At 63.2% G+C, this 18296-nt stretch carries 15 protein-coding genes; 11 read left to right on the top strand and 4 right to left on the bottom strand.

Going from position 1 to position 18296, the window contains the following annotated elements; all coding sequences use genetic code 11:
• The first annotated feature begins 46 nt into the window (after positions 1-46).
• Together ACW9IN_RS23790 and ACW9IN_RS23785 are read left to right on the top strand one after the other, a co-directional pair.
• A complete protein-coding gene (locus ACW9IN_RS23790) occupies positions 47-517 on the top strand; it encodes an Lrp/AsnC family transcriptional regulator (protein ID WP_457368113.1) in 471 nt (156 codons plus the stop codon).
• A gap of 111 nt (positions 518-628) precedes the next feature.
• Positions 629-1066, top strand: a complete 438-nt coding sequence (locus ACW9IN_RS23785) for a carboxymuconolactone decarboxylase family protein (RefSeq protein WP_457368112.1) — start codon at positions 629-631, stop codon at positions 1064-1066.
• A 45-nt stretch (positions 1067-1111) separates the two neighbouring features.
• Here the strand turns inward: ACW9IN_RS23785 and ACW9IN_RS23780 are convergent, their stop codons facing one another.
• Together ACW9IN_RS23780 and ACW9IN_RS23775 are read right to left on the bottom strand one after the other, a co-directional pair.
• Complete coding sequence (locus tag ACW9IN_RS23780) at positions 1112-3265, bottom strand: TonB-dependent siderophore receptor (protein WP_457368111.1); 2154 nt, start codon at positions 3263-3265, stop codon at positions 1112-1114.
• 223 nt (positions 3266-3488) lie between these two features.
• Positions 3489-4385: a helix-turn-helix domain-containing protein gene (locus tag ACW9IN_RS23775; protein WP_457368110.1), complete on the bottom strand. Its 897-nt coding sequence runs from the start codon at positions 4383-4385 to the stop codon at positions 3489-3491.
• A gap of 138 nt (positions 4386-4523) precedes the next feature.
• On the opposite strand from ACW9IN_RS23775, the gene ACW9IN_RS23770 reads away from it, so the two are divergent.
• The 4 genes from ACW9IN_RS23770 to ACW9IN_RS23755 are packed head-to-tail and all read left to right on the top strand — an operon-like array spanning position 4524 to position 8759.
• The gene (locus ACW9IN_RS23770) at positions 4524-5882 is read left to right on the top strand and encodes a glutamine synthetase family protein (protein WP_457368109.1); all 1359 of its coding nucleotides are present in this window, start codon (positions 4524-4526) and stop codon (positions 5880-5882) included.
• A 24-nt stretch (positions 5883-5906) separates the two neighbouring features.
• Positions 5907-6995, top strand: a complete 1089-nt coding sequence (locus ACW9IN_RS23765; protein ID WP_457368108.1) for a polyamine ABC transporter substrate-binding protein — start codon at positions 5907-5909, stop codon at positions 6993-6995.
• On the top strand, positions 6992-8287 hold the full coding sequence (locus tag ACW9IN_RS23760) for an NAD(P)/FAD-dependent oxidoreductase (protein WP_457368107.1): 1296 nt from the start codon (positions 6992-6994) through the stop codon (positions 8285-8287). Before ACW9IN_RS23765 ends, ACW9IN_RS23760 begins: the two co-directional genes overlap by 4 nt.
• Before the next feature lie 55 nt (positions 8288-8342).
• Positions 8343-8759, top strand: coding sequence for an SRPBCC family protein (locus ACW9IN_RS23755; protein WP_457368106.1), 417 nt, complete (start codon positions 8343-8345; stop codon positions 8757-8759).
• Positions 8760-8887: 128 nt separating this feature from the next.
• Here the strand turns inward: ACW9IN_RS23755 and ACW9IN_RS23750 are convergent, their stop codons facing one another.
• Together ACW9IN_RS23750 and ACW9IN_RS23745 are read right to left on the bottom strand one after the other, a co-directional pair.
• Entirely contained in the window at positions 8888-10279 is a 1392-nt protein-coding gene (locus ACW9IN_RS23750; protein ID WP_457368105.1) for a sensor histidine kinase, read from the bottom strand.
• Positions 10257-10940 (bottom strand): response regulator transcription factor, encoded by a 684-nt coding sequence (locus ACW9IN_RS23745; RefSeq protein ID WP_003219726.1) that lies wholly within the window; start codon positions 10938-10940, stop codon positions 10257-10259. The genes ACW9IN_RS23750 and ACW9IN_RS23745 overlap by 23 nt, the downstream gene beginning before the upstream one ends.
• Positions 10941-11229: 289 nt before the next feature.
• Between ACW9IN_RS23745 and ACW9IN_RS23740 the strand changes: the two genes are divergently transcribed.
• The 5 genes from ACW9IN_RS23740 to ACW9IN_RS23720 all read left to right on the top strand — a co-directional run bounded on the left by ACW9IN_RS23740 (position 11230) and on the right by ACW9IN_RS23720 (position 18241).
• Positions 11230-12123: a hypothetical protein gene (locus tag ACW9IN_RS23740; protein ID WP_457368104.1), complete on the top strand. Its 894-nt coding sequence runs from the start codon at positions 11230-11232 to the stop codon at positions 12121-12123.
• A gap of 184 nt (positions 12124-12307) precedes the next feature.
• On the top strand, positions 12308-12646 hold the full coding sequence (locus ACW9IN_RS23735) for a hypothetical protein (RefSeq protein ID WP_457368103.1): 339 nt from the start codon (positions 12308-12310) through the stop codon (positions 12644-12646).
• A gap of 96 nt (positions 12647-12742) precedes the next feature.
• Entirely contained in the window at positions 12743-13972 is a 1230-nt protein-coding gene (locus ACW9IN_RS23730) for a TolC family protein (protein WP_457368102.1), read from the top strand.
• Positions 13965-15140, top strand: a complete 1176-nt coding sequence (locus ACW9IN_RS23725) for an efflux RND transporter periplasmic adaptor subunit (RefSeq protein WP_457368101.1) — start codon at positions 13965-13967, stop codon at positions 15138-15140. The genes ACW9IN_RS23730 and ACW9IN_RS23725 overlap by 8 nt, the downstream gene beginning before the upstream one ends.
• Positions 15137-18241, top strand: coding sequence for an efflux RND transporter permease subunit (locus tag ACW9IN_RS23720; RefSeq protein ID WP_457368100.1), 3105 nt, complete (start codon positions 15137-15139; stop codon positions 18239-18241). The genes ACW9IN_RS23725 and ACW9IN_RS23720 overlap by 4 nt, the downstream gene beginning before the upstream one ends.
• The last annotated feature ends 55 nt before the right edge of the window (positions 18242-18296 follow it).

The raw sequence follows: 18296 nt of genomic DNA, 5'->3' as shown, positions 1-18296 counted from the left end.
CTCGGCGGCATGAAAGTCCACAAAAAACAATAAAGAGAGGCAAGCCATGCCCGAGCGGCTGGACCGCACCGACAAAGCCCTGCTGAACGCCCTGCAAGGCAATGCTCGACTGACCGTGGCCGAACTGGCCGAGCACGTGTCCCTGACCACTTCGCCGTGCTGGCGGCGGGTGCGCAACCTGGAAGAGAGCGGGGTGATCAGCGGGTATCAGGCGATTCTGTCGCCCAAGGCGCTGGGCTACGGGGTGACGGCTTTCGTCAGCATCATGATGGAAAGCCATACCCAGGAGATCGCCCGGGCGTTTGAACAGCGCCTGCTGGAAATCCCCGAGATCGTGGCGTGCCACAACGTATCGGGGCGCTATGACTTCCTGCTCGAGGTGGTGGCCAGGGACCTTGAGTCCTTCGGCGAGTTTGCGCGGGAGGTGTTGCAGACCCTGCCTTGCGTCAAGGAGATCTATTCGAGCTTTTCCTACAAGTCGGTGCGGCCGCTGCGGGTGATTCCGCTGCCGGGCTGAGCCCGAAAAGGGCGCGGATTGGCTACCTGTTCTTCGCCGGAATTGGCTATTTCTCCCGAACGGGCCGGTGACTAACCTAGTCACCAATCCCCACTGTTCTGGAGCACTGCCATGCAAGCCCGTACCGATTTCTACGTTGCCTCCCCGGAAGCCATGAAAGCCATGATGGCCGTTGAGGCCGCCGGCAGTAAGCTGTCCATCGAGCTGCCGCTGTTGGAACTGATCCGCCTGCGCGTGTCGCAGATCAACGGCTGTGCCTTCTGCCTCGACATGCACACCACCGATGCGCGCAAGGGCGGCGAGACCGAGCGTCGTCTGGCGACGCTGTCGGCCTGGCGTGAAACCCCGTTCTTCACCCCGCGTGAGCGCGCTGCGCTGGCCTGGGCCGAAAGCCTGACCCTGATCAGCCAGACCCATGCCCCGGACGAAGACTTCGACACCCTGGCCGCCGAGTTCAGCCCCAAGGAACAAGTGGACCTGAGCCTGGCCATCGCTACCATCAACAGCTGGAACCGCCTGGCGATCGGCTTTCGCAAGATGCCCAAGTAACTTCTGAGGCAAGCCTGCTCACCACAGGGCTCTTCGCTGGAGACTTTAGAAGTTGACCGAGGCACTCAACCGGGCCGTCAGCGGCGCGCCCTGGAACAGGTAGTCATCGCCCAGGTATTCGCCCACGTCGCGCCAGTAGCGCTTGTCGAACACATTGTCGACGCTCAGGCGGAACACCGTTTCATAGCCGTCCACTTTGGTGGTGTAGCGGCTGCCCACATTGACCACCGCGTAATCGCCCACTTCCACATTGCCGGTGCGGTCGGCGTACTTCCTGGCGCTGTATTGCATACCGCCCAGCACGGCCAACCCGTTCACCCACGGCAACGCGTAATCGGCATACACACTGGCCCGCAGCTTGGGCACGTTGATTGCCTGGTGCCCTTCATAGTCCGGCGTGCCGCTGCCGGTCACCCGCGCGCGGATCGCGGCCACGCTGGTTGCGACCTGCAGGCGGTCGGTGGCCCAGCCATTGGCCGACAGTTCCAGGCCAGTGTTCTTTTGCTCGCCCTGTTGCACGTAGTCAAATTTACCCGTGCCATCCGGTTTGGCGTACTGGTAAGCCTGGCGCGTCTGGAACACGGCGGCGGCGAAGCTGATGCGGCGCCAGTCGTATTTCACCCCGGCTTCGATCTGGCGTGAGGGGGTAGGGGCCAGGGTTTCGCCGCGGTTGGTGGTTGTCCATGGCGCCTGGCCGCCGAGAGACAGGCCTTTGCTGTAGCTGGTGTACAGCGAGATCGTTTCCACCGGCTTGTAGATCAATGCGGCCTGGGGCAGGAACACGTACTGCTGGGTGTGGCGCGTCTGATCGCCCGTGATGCCGTCGTAAGCTTTTTCATCCAGGCGCACTTCGCGACCACCCAGGATAGTCTGCCACTGCTCGTTGAAACGAATGCGGTCAGTGACGAACAGGCCGTACTGGCGGCTGTCGAGGTTGCGCTGGCGGGCGTTCAGCGGTTTGTCGGTGGGTGTAAAGCTCGGTGCGTCCTGGTGGATATTGCCGCTGCCGATGTATTCGTTCACCGATTCGCGCTTATCGACCACCCGATGAAACGCGCTGGTGCCGAAGGTCAGTTCGTGGCTCAGGCCTGCGGTGTCGAACAGCCCAGTCATGGCGGCCTGCACTTCATCGTCGCGACGGGTGTCGTCGGGGCTGCGGTAGTCGTAGATGTCGTAGTCGCCGGTTGGGCTGAAGGTGGCCGTACCGCAATCCGTCACGTAGAAGCAGCCATAGGCAAACGAACTGTAATCATCAATCACCACCTTGCTGCGCGCCGCGCTGACGCTGCCTTTCCACTGGTCACTGAAACGGTATTCGAACTTGCCGTTGAGGTTCAGGGAGTCGATGCCCACCTGGCGGCCACCGGTCTGGTGCCCGAGCAGTTTTTTCGGGGATGCGTCGTGGGGCACTTCGGTACCGCCCAGCAATTGATAGCCTGGCACCGAGCGCTGTTGCTTGTTCTGGTATTCGGCGTCCAGTTGCAGCACGGCGTCGGGGCTGATGTTCCAGTCGAAGGCCAGGGACACGAAATCCCGCTGGCCGTTGGCGTGTTCCACATAGGCATTGAGGTCTTCGTGGGCCACGTTGGCGCGCAGGCCGAATTGCTGTTCGCTGCCAAACCAGCCGCCCACGTCGGTGGCGACGTAACCGCTGCCCCGGTCATCGGTGGACACCGTCACCGAGCGCACGTCTTCCGGGCGCTTGGTCACGTAGTTGATCACGCCGCCGGGTTCGGAAATCCCGCTTTGCAGGCCGGCCAGGCCCTTGAGCACCTCCACTTGCTGCTTGTTTTCCAGGGCGACGTTCTGTTCGCCGGTGATGGTGCGCCCGTTGATCTTGTAGCTGCTCGCCGCGTTCAGCGAGAAGCCGCGCACCACGAAGTTTTCGTAATAGCCGATCGGCGCGTAGCTGTCGCCCACCGAAGCGTCGTTGCGCAGCACTTCGCTGAGCAGGCGGGCCTGCTGGTCCTTGAGCATGGCGTCGTTGATCACGGTGATCGAGGCCGGGGTATCCAGCAGCGGGGCTTCATTGAAACCGCCGACCGAGGCGGTGTCAGTGCGATAGCCGGACGCGTCCTGGCCCTGGACCTTCACGGCGGGCAATTCCAGCTCGGCTGCCAGGCTGTTGCCGATACCGCCGCTGAGCAGCAGGCCGAGGGCTAAACGTGAAGGAACAGCGGGACGAAAACGCAAAACCATGGGGCGGAGCCTTAGAGCGCGGGGCGGGGGGGCGCATAAGCTAGGTGGATCGACGAGGATTTACAAGTTGTTGAGAGTGGTTCTGTTGCGGCGCAGGGCCAAAGGTGGGAGCTGGCTTGCCTGCGATAGGGGCAGGTCGGGCAGTCCACCTGTCACTGACAGAGCGCCATCGCAGGCAAGCCAGCTCCCACAGGGGGCGTGCACTCTCCAGAGTGATTGCCGTTCAGGTGGAGCGCTTGAGGGTTTCGCTGGGCAACTCCTGGAACAACGCCCGGTAACTGTTGGAAAACCGCCCCAAGTGCCAGAACGACCAGTTCATCGCCACCTCGGCCACGGTGGTGTCGGCGTTGCTCAGCAGCTCGCGACGGGCGCCATTCAAGCGGCGCAGGCGCAGCCATTGTGCCGGGCTCATCCCGGTGTAGGTCTTGAAGCCCTGCTGCAACTGGCGCAGCGGCACTCCGGCAATTCGGGCCAGTTCCAGCAGATTGACGGTTTCGTCCGGCGCATCCGCCGCCCATTCGCCGATGCGTGCCATCAGCAGGCGTTCTTCACTGCGCCGCTGCAGCGAACTGCGGTCCAGGCACACGCAGGCGTTGTCGAGGATGAACAGGCAATCGTCGAGCAGTTGCTGGGTGAGGGCGTCGCGGCTGACGGGGTCGGTGATGGTTTGCAGGCGGGTGAGGGTGCTGCTGAGCCAGCGGATGAACAGCGCGTTCTGCTGGCCGGTCAGCGGCGCCATGAACAGGCCGTCGAGTTTTGCCACGTCCAGGCCATGGCGCTGCACGAATTGCGGCCCGAACACCACCGCCACTTCACGGTAGTTTTCCGGGGTGATCCAGGTGTTGCGGCTTTCGCCGTTGAGCAGGTACAGCGTGTGGTCGCTGTCGTCGAAACAGAACGCCAGCGAGCCGGCGGGTGCATTGAAATGCTGTTCGACGCGGGTGTTCATGCTTTCTTCGTAGACCTCGACCCCTTGCAGGTCGAGGTAGCGGATACGCCCGGCAAAGTGCCCGGGGGACATTTGCTGGTATTGCTGTACCCAACCGGGGGTCGCACTGCATTGAGCGGCCACATCACCGGTGGCGAAGGCCTGTACGCGCAAAGCTGTTGCCTGTGTCATGGGTGATCCGTACGCACTCTATTGGTGCGTTGTGGTCGGTGCAAAGTGGATAGATGCCCTGTGAAGGCTGGCCCAAGATAGACCTCAATGCCCCGGCAGTACAAGCCGGCGCAGCATCCAACCCATGACGAGGTTCCTATGAACGCCCCCTTCGATCAGCTGTCCGCCTGGCTGAAAGAACACAAGATTACCGAAGTCGAATGCGTGATCAGTGATTTGACGGGTATCGCCCGCGGCAAGATTGCGCCCACCAACAAGTTCCTGCATGAGCGAGGCATGCGCCTGCCGGAAAGTGTGTTGCTGCAAACGGTAACCGGGGACTTTGTCGACGACGACATTTACTACGACCTGCTGGACCCGGCCGACATCGACATGGTCTGCCGTCCGGTGTCCCACGCGACCTACGTGGTGCCCTGGGCCATCGAGCCCACCGCCATCGTGATCCACGACACCTTCGACAAGCAGGGCAACCCCATCGAGTTGTCGCCGCGCAATGTGCTGAAAAAGGTCTTGCAGCTGTACACCGACCAAGGCTGGCAGCCGATTGTCGCGCCGGAAATGGAGTTCTACCTGACCCAGCGCTGCGAAGACCCGGACCTGCCGCTGAAAACCCCGATTGGCCGCTCCGGCCGTGCCGAAACCGGGCGCCAGTCGTTCTCCATCGATGCGGCCAACGAATTCGACCCGTTGTTCGAAGACGTCTATGACTGGTGCGAAGCCCAGGGCCTGGACCTCGACACGCTGATCCACGAAGACGGCCCGGCGCAGATGGAAATCAACTTCCGCCACGGCGATGCCCTCGACCTGGCCGACCAGATCACCGTGTTCAAGCGCACCCTGCGCGAGGCCGCGCTCAAGCACAACGTAGCCGCCACCTTCATGGCCAAGCCGGTGGCCGACGAGCCGGGCAGCGCCATGCACCTGCACCAGAGCGTGGTGGAGATCGCCACCGGCAAACCCGTGTTCGTCGATGCCGACGGCAACAAGAGCCCACTGTTCCTGCACCATATCGGCGGCTTGCAGAAGTACATCCCCAAGCTGCTGCCGATGTTTGCGCCCAATGTGAACTCGTTCCGCCGGTTTCTGCCGGACACCTCGGCGCCAGTCAACGTCGAGTGGGGCGAAGAAAACCGCACCGTCGGCCTGCGCGTGCCCACTTCCAGCCCTGATGCGATGCGCGTGGAAAACCGCCTGCCAGGTGCCGACGCCAACCCGTACCTGGCCATTGCGGCGAGTCTGCTGTGTGGCTACCTGGGCATGGTCGAGCAGATCGAGCCCAGTGCCCCGGTGGAAGGCCGCGCCTACGAGCGTCGCAACCTGCGCCTGCCGTTCACCCTCGAAGATGCGTTGGCGCGCATGGAGGATTGCGACACGGTCAAGCGCTACCTGGGCGACAAGTTCGTGCGTGGCTACGTCGCGGTGAAACGCGCCGAGCACGAGAATTTCAAGCGAGTGATCAGTTCCTGGGAGCGTGAGTTCCTGCTGTTGAGCGTCTAAAAAACCAAAAAAAGGGGTGTCGATATGCGTCTCGTGAAAAAGCTTCTCCCGCTGGCCCTGATGGCCGCACTCAGCAGCACCAGCGAAGCGGCACAGACTGTGAGCATCTACAACTGGACCGACTATATCGGCGAGACCACCCTGGCCGACTTCCAGGCCAAGACCGGGATCAAGCCGATCTATGACGTGTTCGACTCCAACGAAACCCTGGAGGGCAAGTTGCTCGCGGGGCGCACCGGGTATGACGTGGTGGTGCCGTCCAACCACTTTCTGGCGCGCCAGGTGAAGGCCGGGGCGTTCCTCAAGCTCGACCGTGCGCAGTTGCCCAACTTCAAGAACCTCGACCCCAAGCTGCTGGCGCTGCTGGAGAAAAACGACCCGGGCAACGCACACTCGGTGCCGTACCTGTGGGGCACCAATGGCATCGGCTACAACGTCGACAAGGTCAAGCAGGTGCTGGGCATCGACCATATCGACTCGTGGGCGGTGTTGTTCGAGCCGGAGAACATCAAGAAGCTCAACCAATGCGGCGTGGCCTTCCTCGATTCGGCGGATGAGCTGTTCCCGGCGATCCTCAACTACCTGGGCAAAGACCCGCGCAGCGAGAATGCCGAGGACTATAAGCAAGCCGAGGCCAAGCTGCTGACGCTGCGGCCCTACATCACTTACTTCCACTCTTCCAAGTACATCTCGGACCTGGCCAACGGCGATATCTGCGTGGCCTTCGGTTATTCCGGCGACGTGTTCCAGGCCGCCAACCGCGCCAAGGAAGCCAAGAACGGCGTGAACATCGCCTATTCGATTCCCAAGGAAGGCTCCAACCTGTGGTTCGACCTGCTGGCGATTCCCGCCGATGCGGGCAACCCGAAAGAAGCCCATGCGTTCATCAACTACCTGCTCGACCCCGAAGTGATCGCCAAGGTCAGCGCCTCGGTGGGCTATGCCAACGCGAACCCGGCGGCCAAGGCGTTCATGGACCCGGAACTGGTGAACAACCCCGAGGTGTATCCACCACAGGCCGTACTCGACAAACTCTACATTTCCACCACGCCCACCCCGGCGACCATGCGCCTGATGACCCGCGCGTGGAGCAAAGTGAAGACCAATAAATGATGCAGTCCAGCGACCACGCCCGGTCCTACTACCGGGCCACGGCCAACGCGATGCCGGAGCGTCCGTCACTGGACGCTGACCTGAGCGCCGATGTGTGTGTGATCGGCGGCGGTTTCACCGGCGTCAACACCGCTATCGAATTGGCCCAGCGCGGGCTCTCTGTGGTCCTGCTGGAGGCCCGGCGCATCGGCTGGGGCGCCAGCGGGCGCAATGGCGGGCAATTGATTCGTGGCATCGGCCATGAGGTGTCGGGGTTTGCCAAGTATGTGGGCAAGGAGGGCGTGCGTTACCTGGAGCAGGCCGGGATCGAGTCGGTGGCCCTGGTGGGCGAGCGTATTCGTGAGCACGCCATCGACTGTGACCTGCGCTGGGGCTATTGCGAACTGGCCAATACACCGGCGCAATTTGCAGCGTTCAAGGGCGAGCAGGCGCACCTGGCGGAACTGGGCTATGCCCATGAAACCCGCCTGGTCGGCCCGCAGGCGTTAGCGCAGGTCGTCGGTTCGACGGTGTATGCCGGTGGCCTGGTGGACATGGGCTCCGGGCATCTGCACCCGCTGAACCTGGTGCTGGGTGAGGCGCAGGTGGCCGAAGCCCTGGGCGTGCGGATCTTCGAGCGCAGCGAAGTGCTGGAACTGCTCCACGGCGACACGGTGCAGGTGCGCTGCGCCGGCGGCACCGTGCGCGCCGCCAGCCTGGTGCTGGCGTGCAACGCGCACCTCGAAGAACTGGAACCGCGCCTGAGCGGCAAGGTACTGCCGGCGGGCAGTTACATCATCGCTACCGAGCCGTTGTCGCCGGCCATGGCCCAGCAATTGATCCCGCAGAACCTGGCGTTGTGCGACCAGAAAGTCGGCCTGGATTATTACCGACTGTCCGCGGACCGACGCCTGCTGTTCGGCGGCGCGTGCCATTACTCCGGCCGCGATCCGGCGGACATCGCCGCCTACATGCGACCGAAAATGCTCAAGGTATTCCCGCAACTGGCCCATACCGCCATCGAGTTCCAGTGGGGCGGGAAGATCGGCATCACCGCCAACCGCTTTCCCCAGGTGGGGCGATTGCAGCAGTATCCCAACGTGTTCTACGCCCAGGGTTACTCAGGCCACGGCTTGAACGTGACCCACTGGTGCGCGCGCCTGCTGGCCGAGGCGATTGATGCCGGGCATAGCCACGGCCTGGATGTTTTCAGCCAGGTGCCACATATGACGTTTCCCGGCGGCAAGGCCTTGCGCTCGCCGCTGCTGGCATTGGGGATGTTGTGGTATCGGTTGCGGGAGTTGATGCATTGAAGCGCCGGGCGTGGCAGGCTGGGCGACGTTTTCCTACGACTTTTGGAGATTTAACGTGCCAACAGCATCCGCAGTAATTGAAATTCCGGTATCCGCTGACAAAGTCTGGGCATTGGTCGGTGGCTTCAACGACTTGCCCAAGTGGCTGCCGTTGATCGCCACGAGCGAACCGAGCGAAGGCGGCCGCCTGCGTCACCTGACGACCGCCGACGGTGGTGAGATCGTGGAGCGTTTGCAGACCTTTGATAACGTGGTGCGCACCTACAGCTACACCATTGAAGAATCACCGTTTCCGGTGAGCGCCTATCTGGCGACGTTGCAGGTTGAAGCGCTGACCGATGCGTCGGCGAAAGTGACTTGGTCGGGGGTGTTCACGCCGGTGGACGGTGTGACGGATGCGGCCGTGGAAGAGCTGTTTGCCGGTGTCTACAAAGGTGGGGTTGAGGCGTTGCGGGCCAATTTCCCGGCCTGATTTGACACACAGCATATCCAATTTGGGAGCTGGCTTGCCTGCGATGGCGGTGGGTCAGCCAGCTCTAGTTGACTGACACGCCGCCATCGCGGGCAAGCCCGCTCCCACAGGGTTTTGTGGTGACTGGATTACTCGGGCATCAGTTGCTGACGGCATTCCAGTACCAACCGCGCGCCGCCGCGCTCGCTGCTGCCCACCTCCAGCTTGAACCCATGCAGGTTGATGATCGCGGCCACGATCGACAGGCCCAAGCCGAACCCGCCTTGCTGGTCGTTTTCATCCACGCGATAGAAACGCTGGAACACCGCATGCCGTTCCGCCGCCGGTATGCCCGGCCCGGAGTCGTGCACTTCGATACGTGTACTGCCGGCGTCATTGAGCCCGCGCAAGATCACGATGCCCCCCGGCGGGGTGAACTTGATCGAGTTGCTCAGCAGGTTGGCCAAGGCTTCGAACAGCAGCGCGCGGTCACCGGTGATCCATGGCAGAGACTCCGGCACTTCGAGCACCAGCTGCATTTCGCCTTCCTCGGCCAGGGGCAGGTAGAAGTCGTGCAGTTCGCGTAGCAGCGGCAACGGGTCCATCACCAGGAAACCCGAGCGACGCTGGTGGTCTTCCAGTTCCGAAATGCGCAACAGCCCGCGAAAACGCGCCATCAGGGTGTCGGTTTCGGCGATGGCGTCGTCCAGTTTCACCGCGTGGGCCGAGTCTTCCTCGGCCTGTTGCTTGATCCGGTACAACTGCGCGCGCAGGCGCGTCAGCGGGGTGCGCAGGTCGTGGGCGATGTTGTCGCACACACCCTTGACCTCATTCATCAGCTTCTCGATACGGTCGAGCATGGCGTTGACGATGGCCGCGAGCATGTCCAGCTCGTCACGCCGATTGGACAGCGGCAAGCGGTGGGTAAGGTCGCCGGCGACGATGGCTTCGGCACTGGCCTGGATACTGCGAATCCGCCGCAACGGGCGTCGGCGCAGCAGGTGCCAGCCGGCGGCGCCGGGAATGATGGTCAGCGACAGTGCCCACAACAGGGCATGCCAGATGATCCGGGTCACGCCGAACAGCGAACCGTTGGCGCGCACCAGCACCAGCCAGCGACCGTCCTCGGTGTGGGTGGCCACAGCGTCGCAGCTGTCTTTGGGCAGTTTGGGGTCGTTGGACTCCACGCAGTTGGCCAGCGCATGGATCTTGCCGTCCAGGGGCAGGTCCGGCGGCACCGTGCGGATCGGCCCGCTCAACGGCTGGAATTGCTCATCGAACAGGCCGTAGGCGTCCACGCCTTTCATGTCGAAGGTCATGCTGGTGGTCAGGGCTTCCACCAGTTCTTCGCCGTCGAAGCGCTGGAACAGGTGCTGGCGCTGCATCAATGAGTGGCGCGACAAGTCACCCAGGTAACCCGACACCTCGTAATACAGCACCCCCATGAGGATGCAGCTCCACGCCACGAACAGCGAACTGTACAGTGCCAGCAAACGGCTGCTGGAAGAACGCCAGCCCTTAGAGGGGTTCAGCAATGACATAGCCGGAGCCTCGTACCGTGCGGATCAGCGGCGTGAGGCCCGGTGGATCGATTTTCTTGCGCAGGCGACCGATGTGCACGTCGATCAGGTTGGTGCCCGGGTCGAAGTGATAACCCCAGACTTCCTCGAAAATCATCATCCGCGAGAGGATTTGCCCGGTGTTGCGCATCAGGAATTCCAGCAGCTTGTATTCGGTGGGCAGCAAGCTCAGTGGCTGCTCGGCGCGGCTGGCTTCGCGGCTGATCAGGTTCAGTTCCAGGTCGGCCACGCGCAGGGCGGTTTCGAATTCCTTGACCGTGCTTTTGCGCCGCAGCAGCACTTCGACGCGGGCGGCCATTTCATCGGAAGCGAACGGCTTGGTCAGGTAGTCGTCACCCCCGGCGCGCAGGCCGCGCACCCGCTCGTCCACATCGGAAAGCGCGCTGATCATCAGAATCGGCGTCGACACGCCGATGGTGCGCAAGGTGGTGACGATGGCCAGGCCATCGAGTTCGGGCAGCATGCGGTCGAGGGTGATCAGATCGTAATCACCACTCACGGCACGGACCAGGCCTTCGCGGCCATTGTCCACCCAATCTACATCCAGTCCATGGCTGCTCAGCTCGGCGACGATCTCGCGGGCCGTTACGGCGTCATCCTCGATGGTCAAAATGCGGGTCATAGGGATTACCTGGTGAGCGATTCACACTAGAAGTGGGGGCATTTTGCCAAGAAATGCCTGAACGCTTCCTAAATAAAACTTCATGTTGGCAAAACCGAGACATTCGGCGAGGAGTGCATAACGCCCGTTCAGGAATGCCATTTCTTGCAAGTTGCATGGTTCGGGTAAGTTCAACTTATCTAACTGTTTGAAATGAAACAAAATTTATTTTTCAGGCGGATGGCACGTCGACTGCACTGTCCCTTCCGAGACATGTAACACCATTTTTCACGCCTGGAGCGAAATAACAATGATCACATCCTCATCCACGCTGCAAGAGTCGAGCGCGCTCTCCGGGGTTTCCTGGGGGGCGATTTTTGCCGGGGCCGCCGCGGCGGCTGCACTGTCCTTGATCCTGGTGTTGCTGGGCGTCGGCCTGGGCTTTTCGGCGGTGTCGCCGTGGGCCAACGACGGCATCAGCGCCAAGGGGCTGGGCATTTCCACGGTTGTGTGGCTGGCCTTCACCCAGATCGTCGCTTCGGGCCTGGGCGGTTACATCGCCGGCCGGCTACAGGTGAAATGGGCGAATATGCACGGTGATGAGGTGTATTTTCGCGACACCGCCCATGGCTTCCTGGCCTGGGCCGTCGCAACCCTGATCACGGCGATGCTGGTCGTTGGCTCGGTCAGCAGCGTGATTGGCGGCGGGGTACAGGCCGGTGCCAGCGTGGCATCCGGCGTGGCCCAGGCTGCCGGCAGCGCGGCGCAGGGTGTTAAAGGCGATGACTTCGGCTATTACGTCGACAGCCTGTTTCGCGATGACCGTCCGGCGGCGGTAAGTGACGACGCCGCCCACGCCGTGGTCGCGCGTATCTTCACCCGCACCCTGGCCAACGACGGCCAACTGGCGCCTGAAGACCGTGCCTACCTGGCCCAGTTGATCAGCCAGCGGACCAACCTCAGCCACGCCGATGCCGAAGCCCGTATCGACAAAGTCTATGGCGATGCCCGCAAAGCCGTCGAAGACGCCAAGCTCAAGGCCAAGCAAGCCGCGGACAGCGCCGCCAAGGTGGCGGCCTACACCTCGCTGTGGACCTTCATCGCCTTGCTGATCGGCGCCTTCTTCGCCAGCTTCGCCGCGACCTTCGGCGGTCGCCGCCGCGATGCGGTGGTGTATGTCGACACCGAACACTACGTCCGTTAATTCAAGGAGAACATCATGCGCTCATTACTGCTGTGGTTCCTCGGGGTGCCGATTCCGGTGATCATCCTGATCGCGATTTTCATGCACTGATCGCGAACTTCATTCGGTAGAAAAATGGGGGAGCCGCTTGGCTCCCCCATTTGTTAATGGCGGCTTAACCCGGCCTTGGCTAGACTCGCGCCCCATGAGCCGCCTGATGCGTTTGATCCTGGTCCTGCTGTTGAGCCTCTCGCTTCCCTTGACCGGGATGGCGGGAGTGCCGTCGAGCACAGAACCCTGCCCGATGAAAATGTCGGACATGCAGGTGATGACCGACATGGGCCCGGACTGCTGCCAGGACGGCGCTGATCACGGCAAGGCCTGCAAGCCCGGGCAGGAGTGCAAGACCGGCGGCCTGCTGCAACTCTCCCTGGCGGCGCTCAAGGCGCCACCGCCCCCCGCCCATCCGCTGCTCGCCCGCGCCACCACTGAATTCATCCCCGACCGCACGCCGTCCGGCGTCTGGCGCCCACCCCGTTCCTGATTGCTGTTGCACCTGAAGACTCATCCCCGCATCGGGATGGCTTGGCTGTGGGCCGTCTGACGCGGCGCACAGCGCAACGGAACAGGACTTTTCAACATGAATGCCTTCTACCTGCGCGCCCTGGTGATGGGCGTGTTGGCGTGGCCGGCGTTGGCGCGTGCGCTGACCCTGGACGACGCCCTGCGCCTGGCGCAACACAACGCACCGTCGCTCGCGGCGGAATCGGCCAAACTGCTCGCCGCGACCCAGTCGGCGATCCCGGCCGGTGAATTGCCCGATCCGAAACTGGTGGTCGGGCTGCAGAACTTTCCCATTGGCGGGCCCAATCGCGGCACGTTGTATGGCGATGACATGACCGAGCAGATGATCGGTATCCAGCAACAAGTGCCCAGCCGCGACAAGCGCCAGGCCCGGGTCGAGTTGGCCGCTGCCACGGTGGAGCGCACCGCAGCCGAGGCCCGTGTCGAGCGCCTGAATGTGCGCCAGGCCACGGCCCAGGCGTGGATTCGCGCTTATGCGGTAGAGCGTAAAGCGGCGCTGTTCAAGGATTTCTACCAGCAGAACCGCCTGCTGCAAGACAGCGTGCGCGCACAGCTGGCCGGTGGCCGTGGCCAGCCCGCCGATGCGGTCATTCCCAGGCAGGAAGCGGCGGAACTGGCCGGGCGTGAAGACGAGCTGACCCAGCAACGCGCCCAGGCCCGCGCGGCGCTCAAGCGCTGGATTGGCCCGGGCGCCGACGAAGCGCCCAGCGGCCAGTTTCCCACCTGGCCGATCGAAGGGCGTTACCGCCTGCACCAGCACCCCGAGCTGCAAGCGTTCGTACCGCGTACCCGCGAGGCTGAGGCGCGTCTGCGCGAAGCCAAGGCGCAGAAGACGTCGGACTGGAGCTGGGAGGTGGACTACCAGCACCGTGGTCGTGAGTACGGCGACATGGTCAGTCTGCAAGTGACGGTCGACCTGCCGATTTTTCCCGGTCGCCGGCAAAACCCTGGGATCGCGGCCAAGCAGGCTGAGCTGGATCAACTGGACGCCGAACGCGAAGCGGTCACCCGCGAGCATACCCAGCAACTGGAGGATGACCTGGCGCAGTACCAGCGCCTGGACCGCGCCGTCCAGCGCAGCCAGGACAGTCTGGTGCCGCTGGCCGAAGAAAAGGTCGCGCTGAGCCTGGCCGGTTATCGGGCCGGCAAGGGGGATCTGCTCACGCTGGTCAGCGCACGGCGTGAGCTGGTCGACGCCCGTTTCCAACAGATCGATGCCATCGAACAGCGCGCCCTGGTCGGCGCGCAGCTGTATTTCGCCTATGGAGAAACGTCCCATGATTAATCGAATCCTGGCATTGGCGCTGTTGGGCGCAGGCATGGGCGCCGGTTACTGGCTGGCGCAGACGCCGGCGCCGGTCGCCGCCGTGGCCGAGAAACCCGCGTTGTACTGGTATGACCCGATGTACCCGCAGCAACAGTTCGACAAACCCGGCAAGTCGCCTTTCATGGATATGCAGTTGGTGCCGCGCTATGCCGACAGTGCGGCGGACAATGCGACCGTGCAGGTCGACCCGCGTGTGGCGCAGAACCTTGGTGTGCGCCTGGCCACGGTGACACGGGGTGTGCTGGCGTCGACGCTGGAGGTGTCGGGCATCCTCGCCTTCAACGACCGTGACGTGGCCGTGGTGCAGGCCCGGGCCAATGGTTTTGTCGAGCGCGTGTATGACCGTGCGCCGGGGGATGTGCTCAAGGCCGGTGCGCCCTTGGTCGATCTGTTGATCCCCGAATGGGCGGCCGCTCAGGAAGAGTTCCTGGCCCTGCGCCGCAGCGCGGATGCCGGTTGGTTGGCAGCGGCACGCCAGCGTTTGCGCCTCAGCGGGATGCCTGCCGGGTTGATTGCGCACATTGAACGAAGCGGTCGTGTGCAAGCCGTGTGGACCGTCACCAGTCCAATCGGCGGCGTGGTGCAAACCCTCGACGTGCGCGAAGGTATGACGATGACGTCGGGGCAGACCCTGGCCCGCCTTGACGGCCTGGACCGCTTGTGGCTGCAGGTCGCCGTGCCGCAGGCCCAAGGCGCGGCATTGACCGTGGGGCAGACGGTTGAAAGCCGCTTCGTCGGGCTGCCGGGACAGGTCTTCAAGGGCAGCGTCACGGCGGTCCTGCCGACGATTGCCGGCGACAGCCGCACCCTCCAGGTTCGCGTCGAACTGCCCAACCCCGATGGCACGTTGCGTCCCGGCATGACGGCCCAGGTACGCCTGGCACACTCCACGGCGCAATCCGTGGTGCAGGTGCCCAGCGAAGCGTTGATCCGTACCGGCAAGCGCGTGCTGGTGATGGTGGCCGAGGCGGGTGGGCATTACCGACCGGTGGACGTCGAGGTCGGGGCCGAGAGCCAGGACATGACGGTTATCCGCAGCGGTTTGCAGGAGGGCCAGCAGGTGGTCGCGTCCGGGCAATTCCTGCTGGACTCTGAAGCCAGTCTGCGCGGGGTTGTGCAGCCATGATCGCCTCGTTGATTCGTTGGTCAGTCGCCAACCGTTTTCTGGTGGTGCTCGCCACCTTGTTTGTCACGGCCTGGGGCGTGTTTGCGCTGCAAAATACGCCGGTCGACGCACTGCCGGATTTGTCGGATGTACAGGTGATCATCCGCACGCCTTACCCCGGGCAGGCGCCGCAGATCGTGGAGAACCAGGTCACGTATCCGCTGACCACCACCTTGCTTTCGGTGCCGGGGGCGAAGACCGTGCGCGGTTTTTCGTTCTTTGGCGACAGCTATGTGTATGTGCTTTTCGATGAGGGCACCGACCTGTACTGGGCGCGCTCGCGGGTGCTGGAGTCCCTCAGCCAGTTGCAGGGGCGTCTGCCCGCTGCGGCCAAGCCGGCGCTGGGCCCGGATGCCACCGGGGTCGGCTGGATCTACCAGTACGCGCTGGTGGACCGCAGCGGTCAGCACGACCTGGCGCAGTTGCGCGCGTTGCAGGACTGGTTCCTCAAGTTCGAACTCAAGACCCTGCCGAATGTGGCCGAAGTCGCCACCATCGGCGGCCAGGTCAAGCAGTACCAGGTGCAGCTCGATCCGCTGGCCCTGGCCAGTCGTGGCATTACCCAGGCGCAGGTCATGGACGCCATCGGCAAGGCCAACCAGGAAGCCGGTGGCTCGGTGCTGAACATGGGCGAGGCCGAGTACATGGTGCGCGCGTCCGGTTACCTGAAAACCCTCGATGATTTTCGCCGCATTCCCCTGCGCCTCGATGCGGGCGATGTGCCCGTCACCCTGGGCGATGTGGCCACCGTGCAACTGGGGCCGGACCTGCGCCGGGGCGTCAGTGAGCTGGACGGCGAAGGCGAGGCGGTGGGCGGTGTGGTGATCCTGCGTAGCGGCAAGAATGCGCGGGCCGCCATTGCTGCCGTCAAGGCCCGGCTTGAGCAACTCAAAAGCAGCCTGCCGCCCGGGGTGCAAATCGTCACCACCTACGACCGCAGCCAACTCATCGACCGTGCCGTGGACAACCTCAGCCATAAACTGCTGGAGGAATTTCTGGTGGTGGCGCTGGTGTGCGGGGTGTTCCTGTGGCATTTGCGCTCCTCGCTGGTGGCGATCATTTCGCTGCCGGTGGGGGTGTTGATCGCGTTTATCGTGATGCGCGCGCAGGGCATCAACGCCAATATCATGTCCCTGGGCGGTATCGCGATTGCCATTGGTGCCATGGTGGACGCGGCGGTGGTGATGATCGAAAACGCCCACAAGAAAATCGAGGCCTGGCACCACGCTCATCCGGGACGCGAACTCAAGGGCGATGAACACTGGAAGGTGATGACCGACGCGGCGGTGGAGGTGGGGCCGGCGCTGTTTTTCTGCCTGTTGATCATCACCCTGTCGTTTATCCCGGTGTTTACCTTGCAGGCGCAGGAAGGCCGGCTGTTCGGCCCGCTGGCTTACACCAAGACCTACGCCATGGCCGCCGCTGCCGGGTTATCTGTCACCCTGGTTCCGGTACTGATGGGCTACTGGATTCGCGGGCGCATCCCCGACGAGCAACGCAACCCGCTCAACCGCGGGCTGATCAGGCTCTATCGACCCGCATTGGAGGTGGTACTGCGCTGGCCGCGCCTGACCCTGTTCGTGGCGTTGCTGGTGATCGCCAGCGCGGTGTGGCCCGTCTCGAAGCTGGGCGGTGAGTTCCTGCCGGCGCTGGATGAGGGGGACTTGCTGTATATGCCCTCGGCGCTGCCGGGCCTGTCCACGCAAACGGCGGGGGAGCTGTTGCAACGCACCGACCGCCTGATCAAAACCGTGCCGGAAGTCGCCCATGTGTTCGGCAAGGCCGGCCGCGCCGAAACCGCCACCGACCCGGCGCCGCTGGAGATGTTCGAGACCACGATCTCGTTCAAGCCCCGTGACCAATGGCGCCCCGGCATGACCCCGGAGCAGTTGGTGAAGGAACTGGACCGCGTGGTACAGGTGCCCGGCTTGACCAATATCTGGATCCCGCCGATCCGCAATCGCATCGACATGCTCGCCACCGGGGTCAAAAGCCCGATTGGCGTGAAAGTCGCCGGCACCGGCCTGGCGCAGATCGATGCGGTGACCCAGGCGGTGGAAAAGGCGGCCAAAGGCGTGCCCGGCGTCAGTTCGGCGTTGGCCGAGCGCTTGACCGGCGGGCGGTACATCGATGTGGACATCGACCGTGCCGCTGCCGGGCAATACGGGCTGAATATCGCCGATGTGCAGTCAATCGTGTCCGGTGCCATCGGTGGAGAAACCCTTGGCGAAACCGTGGAGGGCCTGGCGCGCTTTCCCATCAGCCTGCGTTACGGCAAAGAATGGCGCGACTCGTTGACGGCCTTGAGCGACTTGCCGATCTACACGCCGTCGGGCCGCCAGATCACTCTCGGCACGGTGGCCAGGATCAGGATCAGTGACGGACCGCCCATGCTCAAGAGTGAAAACGCCCGGCCTTCCGGTTGGGTCTATATCGACGTACGCGACCGCGACCTGGCCTCGGTGGTGAAGGATTTGCGCGTGGCGATCAACCAGCAGGTGCACCTGCAACCGGGCATGAGCCTCAGCTATTCGGGGCAGTTCGAGTTTCTGGAACGGGCCAATGAACGGCTCAAGCAGGTGGTGCCGGCGACTTTGCTGATCATCTTCGTGTTGCTGTACCTGACCTTTCGCCGAGCGGATGAGGCACTGCTGATCCTGGCGACCTTGCCGTTCGCATTGACCGGGGGGGTGTGGCTGCTTTACGGGTTGGGTTTCAACCTGTCGGTGGCCACCGGGGTGGGGTTTATCGCGTTGGCCGGGGTGTCGGCGGAGTTCGGCGTGATCATGCTGCTGTACCTGAAGAACGCCTGGGCCGAACGCAACGACCATGAGCTGCTGCTGGCCATCACCGAAGGCGCGGTGCTGCGGGTACGGCCCAAGGCAATGACGGTGGCGGTGATCATTGCCGGGCTGTTGCCGATTCTGTTGGGTGGAGGCACTGGCAGCGAAGTCATGAGCCGCATCGCTGCGCCGATGATCGGCGGCATGCTGACGGCGCCGCTGTTGTCGCTGTTCGTGATTCCGGCGGCGTACTACCTGATGCGTAAAGCCAAACACTAACCCCTTGTAGGAGCTGGCTTGCCTGCGATGGCGGAGTGTCACTCAGCGAATATGC

The sequence above is a fragment of the Pseudomonas sp. SDO5271_S396 genome (assembly GCF_054071795.1).
This window is presented reverse-complemented; position numbering and strand designations above follow the sequence as displayed.

Excerpts from the sequence above, each read along its gene's own strand:
- ACW9IN_RS23790 (WP_457368113.1), top strand. The coding sequence starts at position 47 with ATGCCCGAGCGGCTGGACCGCACCGACAAAGCCCTGCTGAACGCCCTG.
- ACW9IN_RS23785 (WP_457368112.1), top strand. The coding sequence starts at position 629 with ATGCAAGCCCGTACCGATTTCTACGTTGCCTCCCCGGAAGCCATGAAA.
- ACW9IN_RS23780 (WP_457368111.1), bottom strand. The coding sequence starts at position 3,265 with ATGGTTTTGCGTTTTCGTCCCGCTGTTCCTTCACGTTTAGCCCTCGGC.
- ACW9IN_RS23775 (WP_457368110.1), bottom strand. The coding sequence starts at position 4,385 with ATGACACAGGCAACAGCTTTGCGCGTACAGGCCTTCGCCACCGGTGAT.
- ACW9IN_RS23770 (WP_457368109.1), top strand. The coding sequence starts at position 4,524 with ATGAACGCCCCCTTCGATCAGCTGTCCGCCTGGCTGAAAGAACACAAG.
- ACW9IN_RS23765 (WP_457368108.1), top strand. The coding sequence starts at position 5,907 with ATGCGTCTCGTGAAAAAGCTTCTCCCGCTGGCCCTGATGGCCGCACTC.
- ACW9IN_RS23760 (WP_457368107.1), top strand. The coding sequence starts at position 6,992 with ATGATGCAGTCCAGCGACCACGCCCGGTCCTACTACCGGGCCACGGCC.
- ACW9IN_RS23750 (WP_457368105.1), bottom strand. The coding sequence starts at position 10,279 with ATGTCATTGCTGAACCCCTCTAAGGGCTGGCGTTCTTCCAGCAGCCGT.
- ACW9IN_RS23745 (WP_003219726.1), bottom strand. The coding sequence starts at position 10,940 with ATGACCCGCATTTTGACCATCGAGGATGACGCCGTAACGGCCCGCGAG.
- ACW9IN_RS23740 (WP_457368104.1), top strand. The coding sequence starts at position 11,230 with ATGATCACATCCTCATCCACGCTGCAAGAGTCGAGCGCGCTCTCCGGG.
- ACW9IN_RS23735 (WP_457368103.1), top strand. The coding sequence starts at position 12,308 with ATGAGCCGCCTGATGCGTTTGATCCTGGTCCTGCTGTTGAGCCTCTCG.
- ACW9IN_RS23730 (WP_457368102.1), top strand. The coding sequence starts at position 12,743 with ATGAATGCCTTCTACCTGCGCGCCCTGGTGATGGGCGTGTTGGCGTGG.
- ACW9IN_RS23725 (WP_457368101.1), top strand. The coding sequence starts at position 13,965 with ATGATTAATCGAATCCTGGCATTGGCGCTGTTGGGCGCAGGCATGGGC.
- ACW9IN_RS23720 (WP_457368100.1), top strand. The coding sequence starts at position 15,137 with ATGATCGCCTCGTTGATTCGTTGGTCAGTCGCCAACCGTTTTCTGGTG.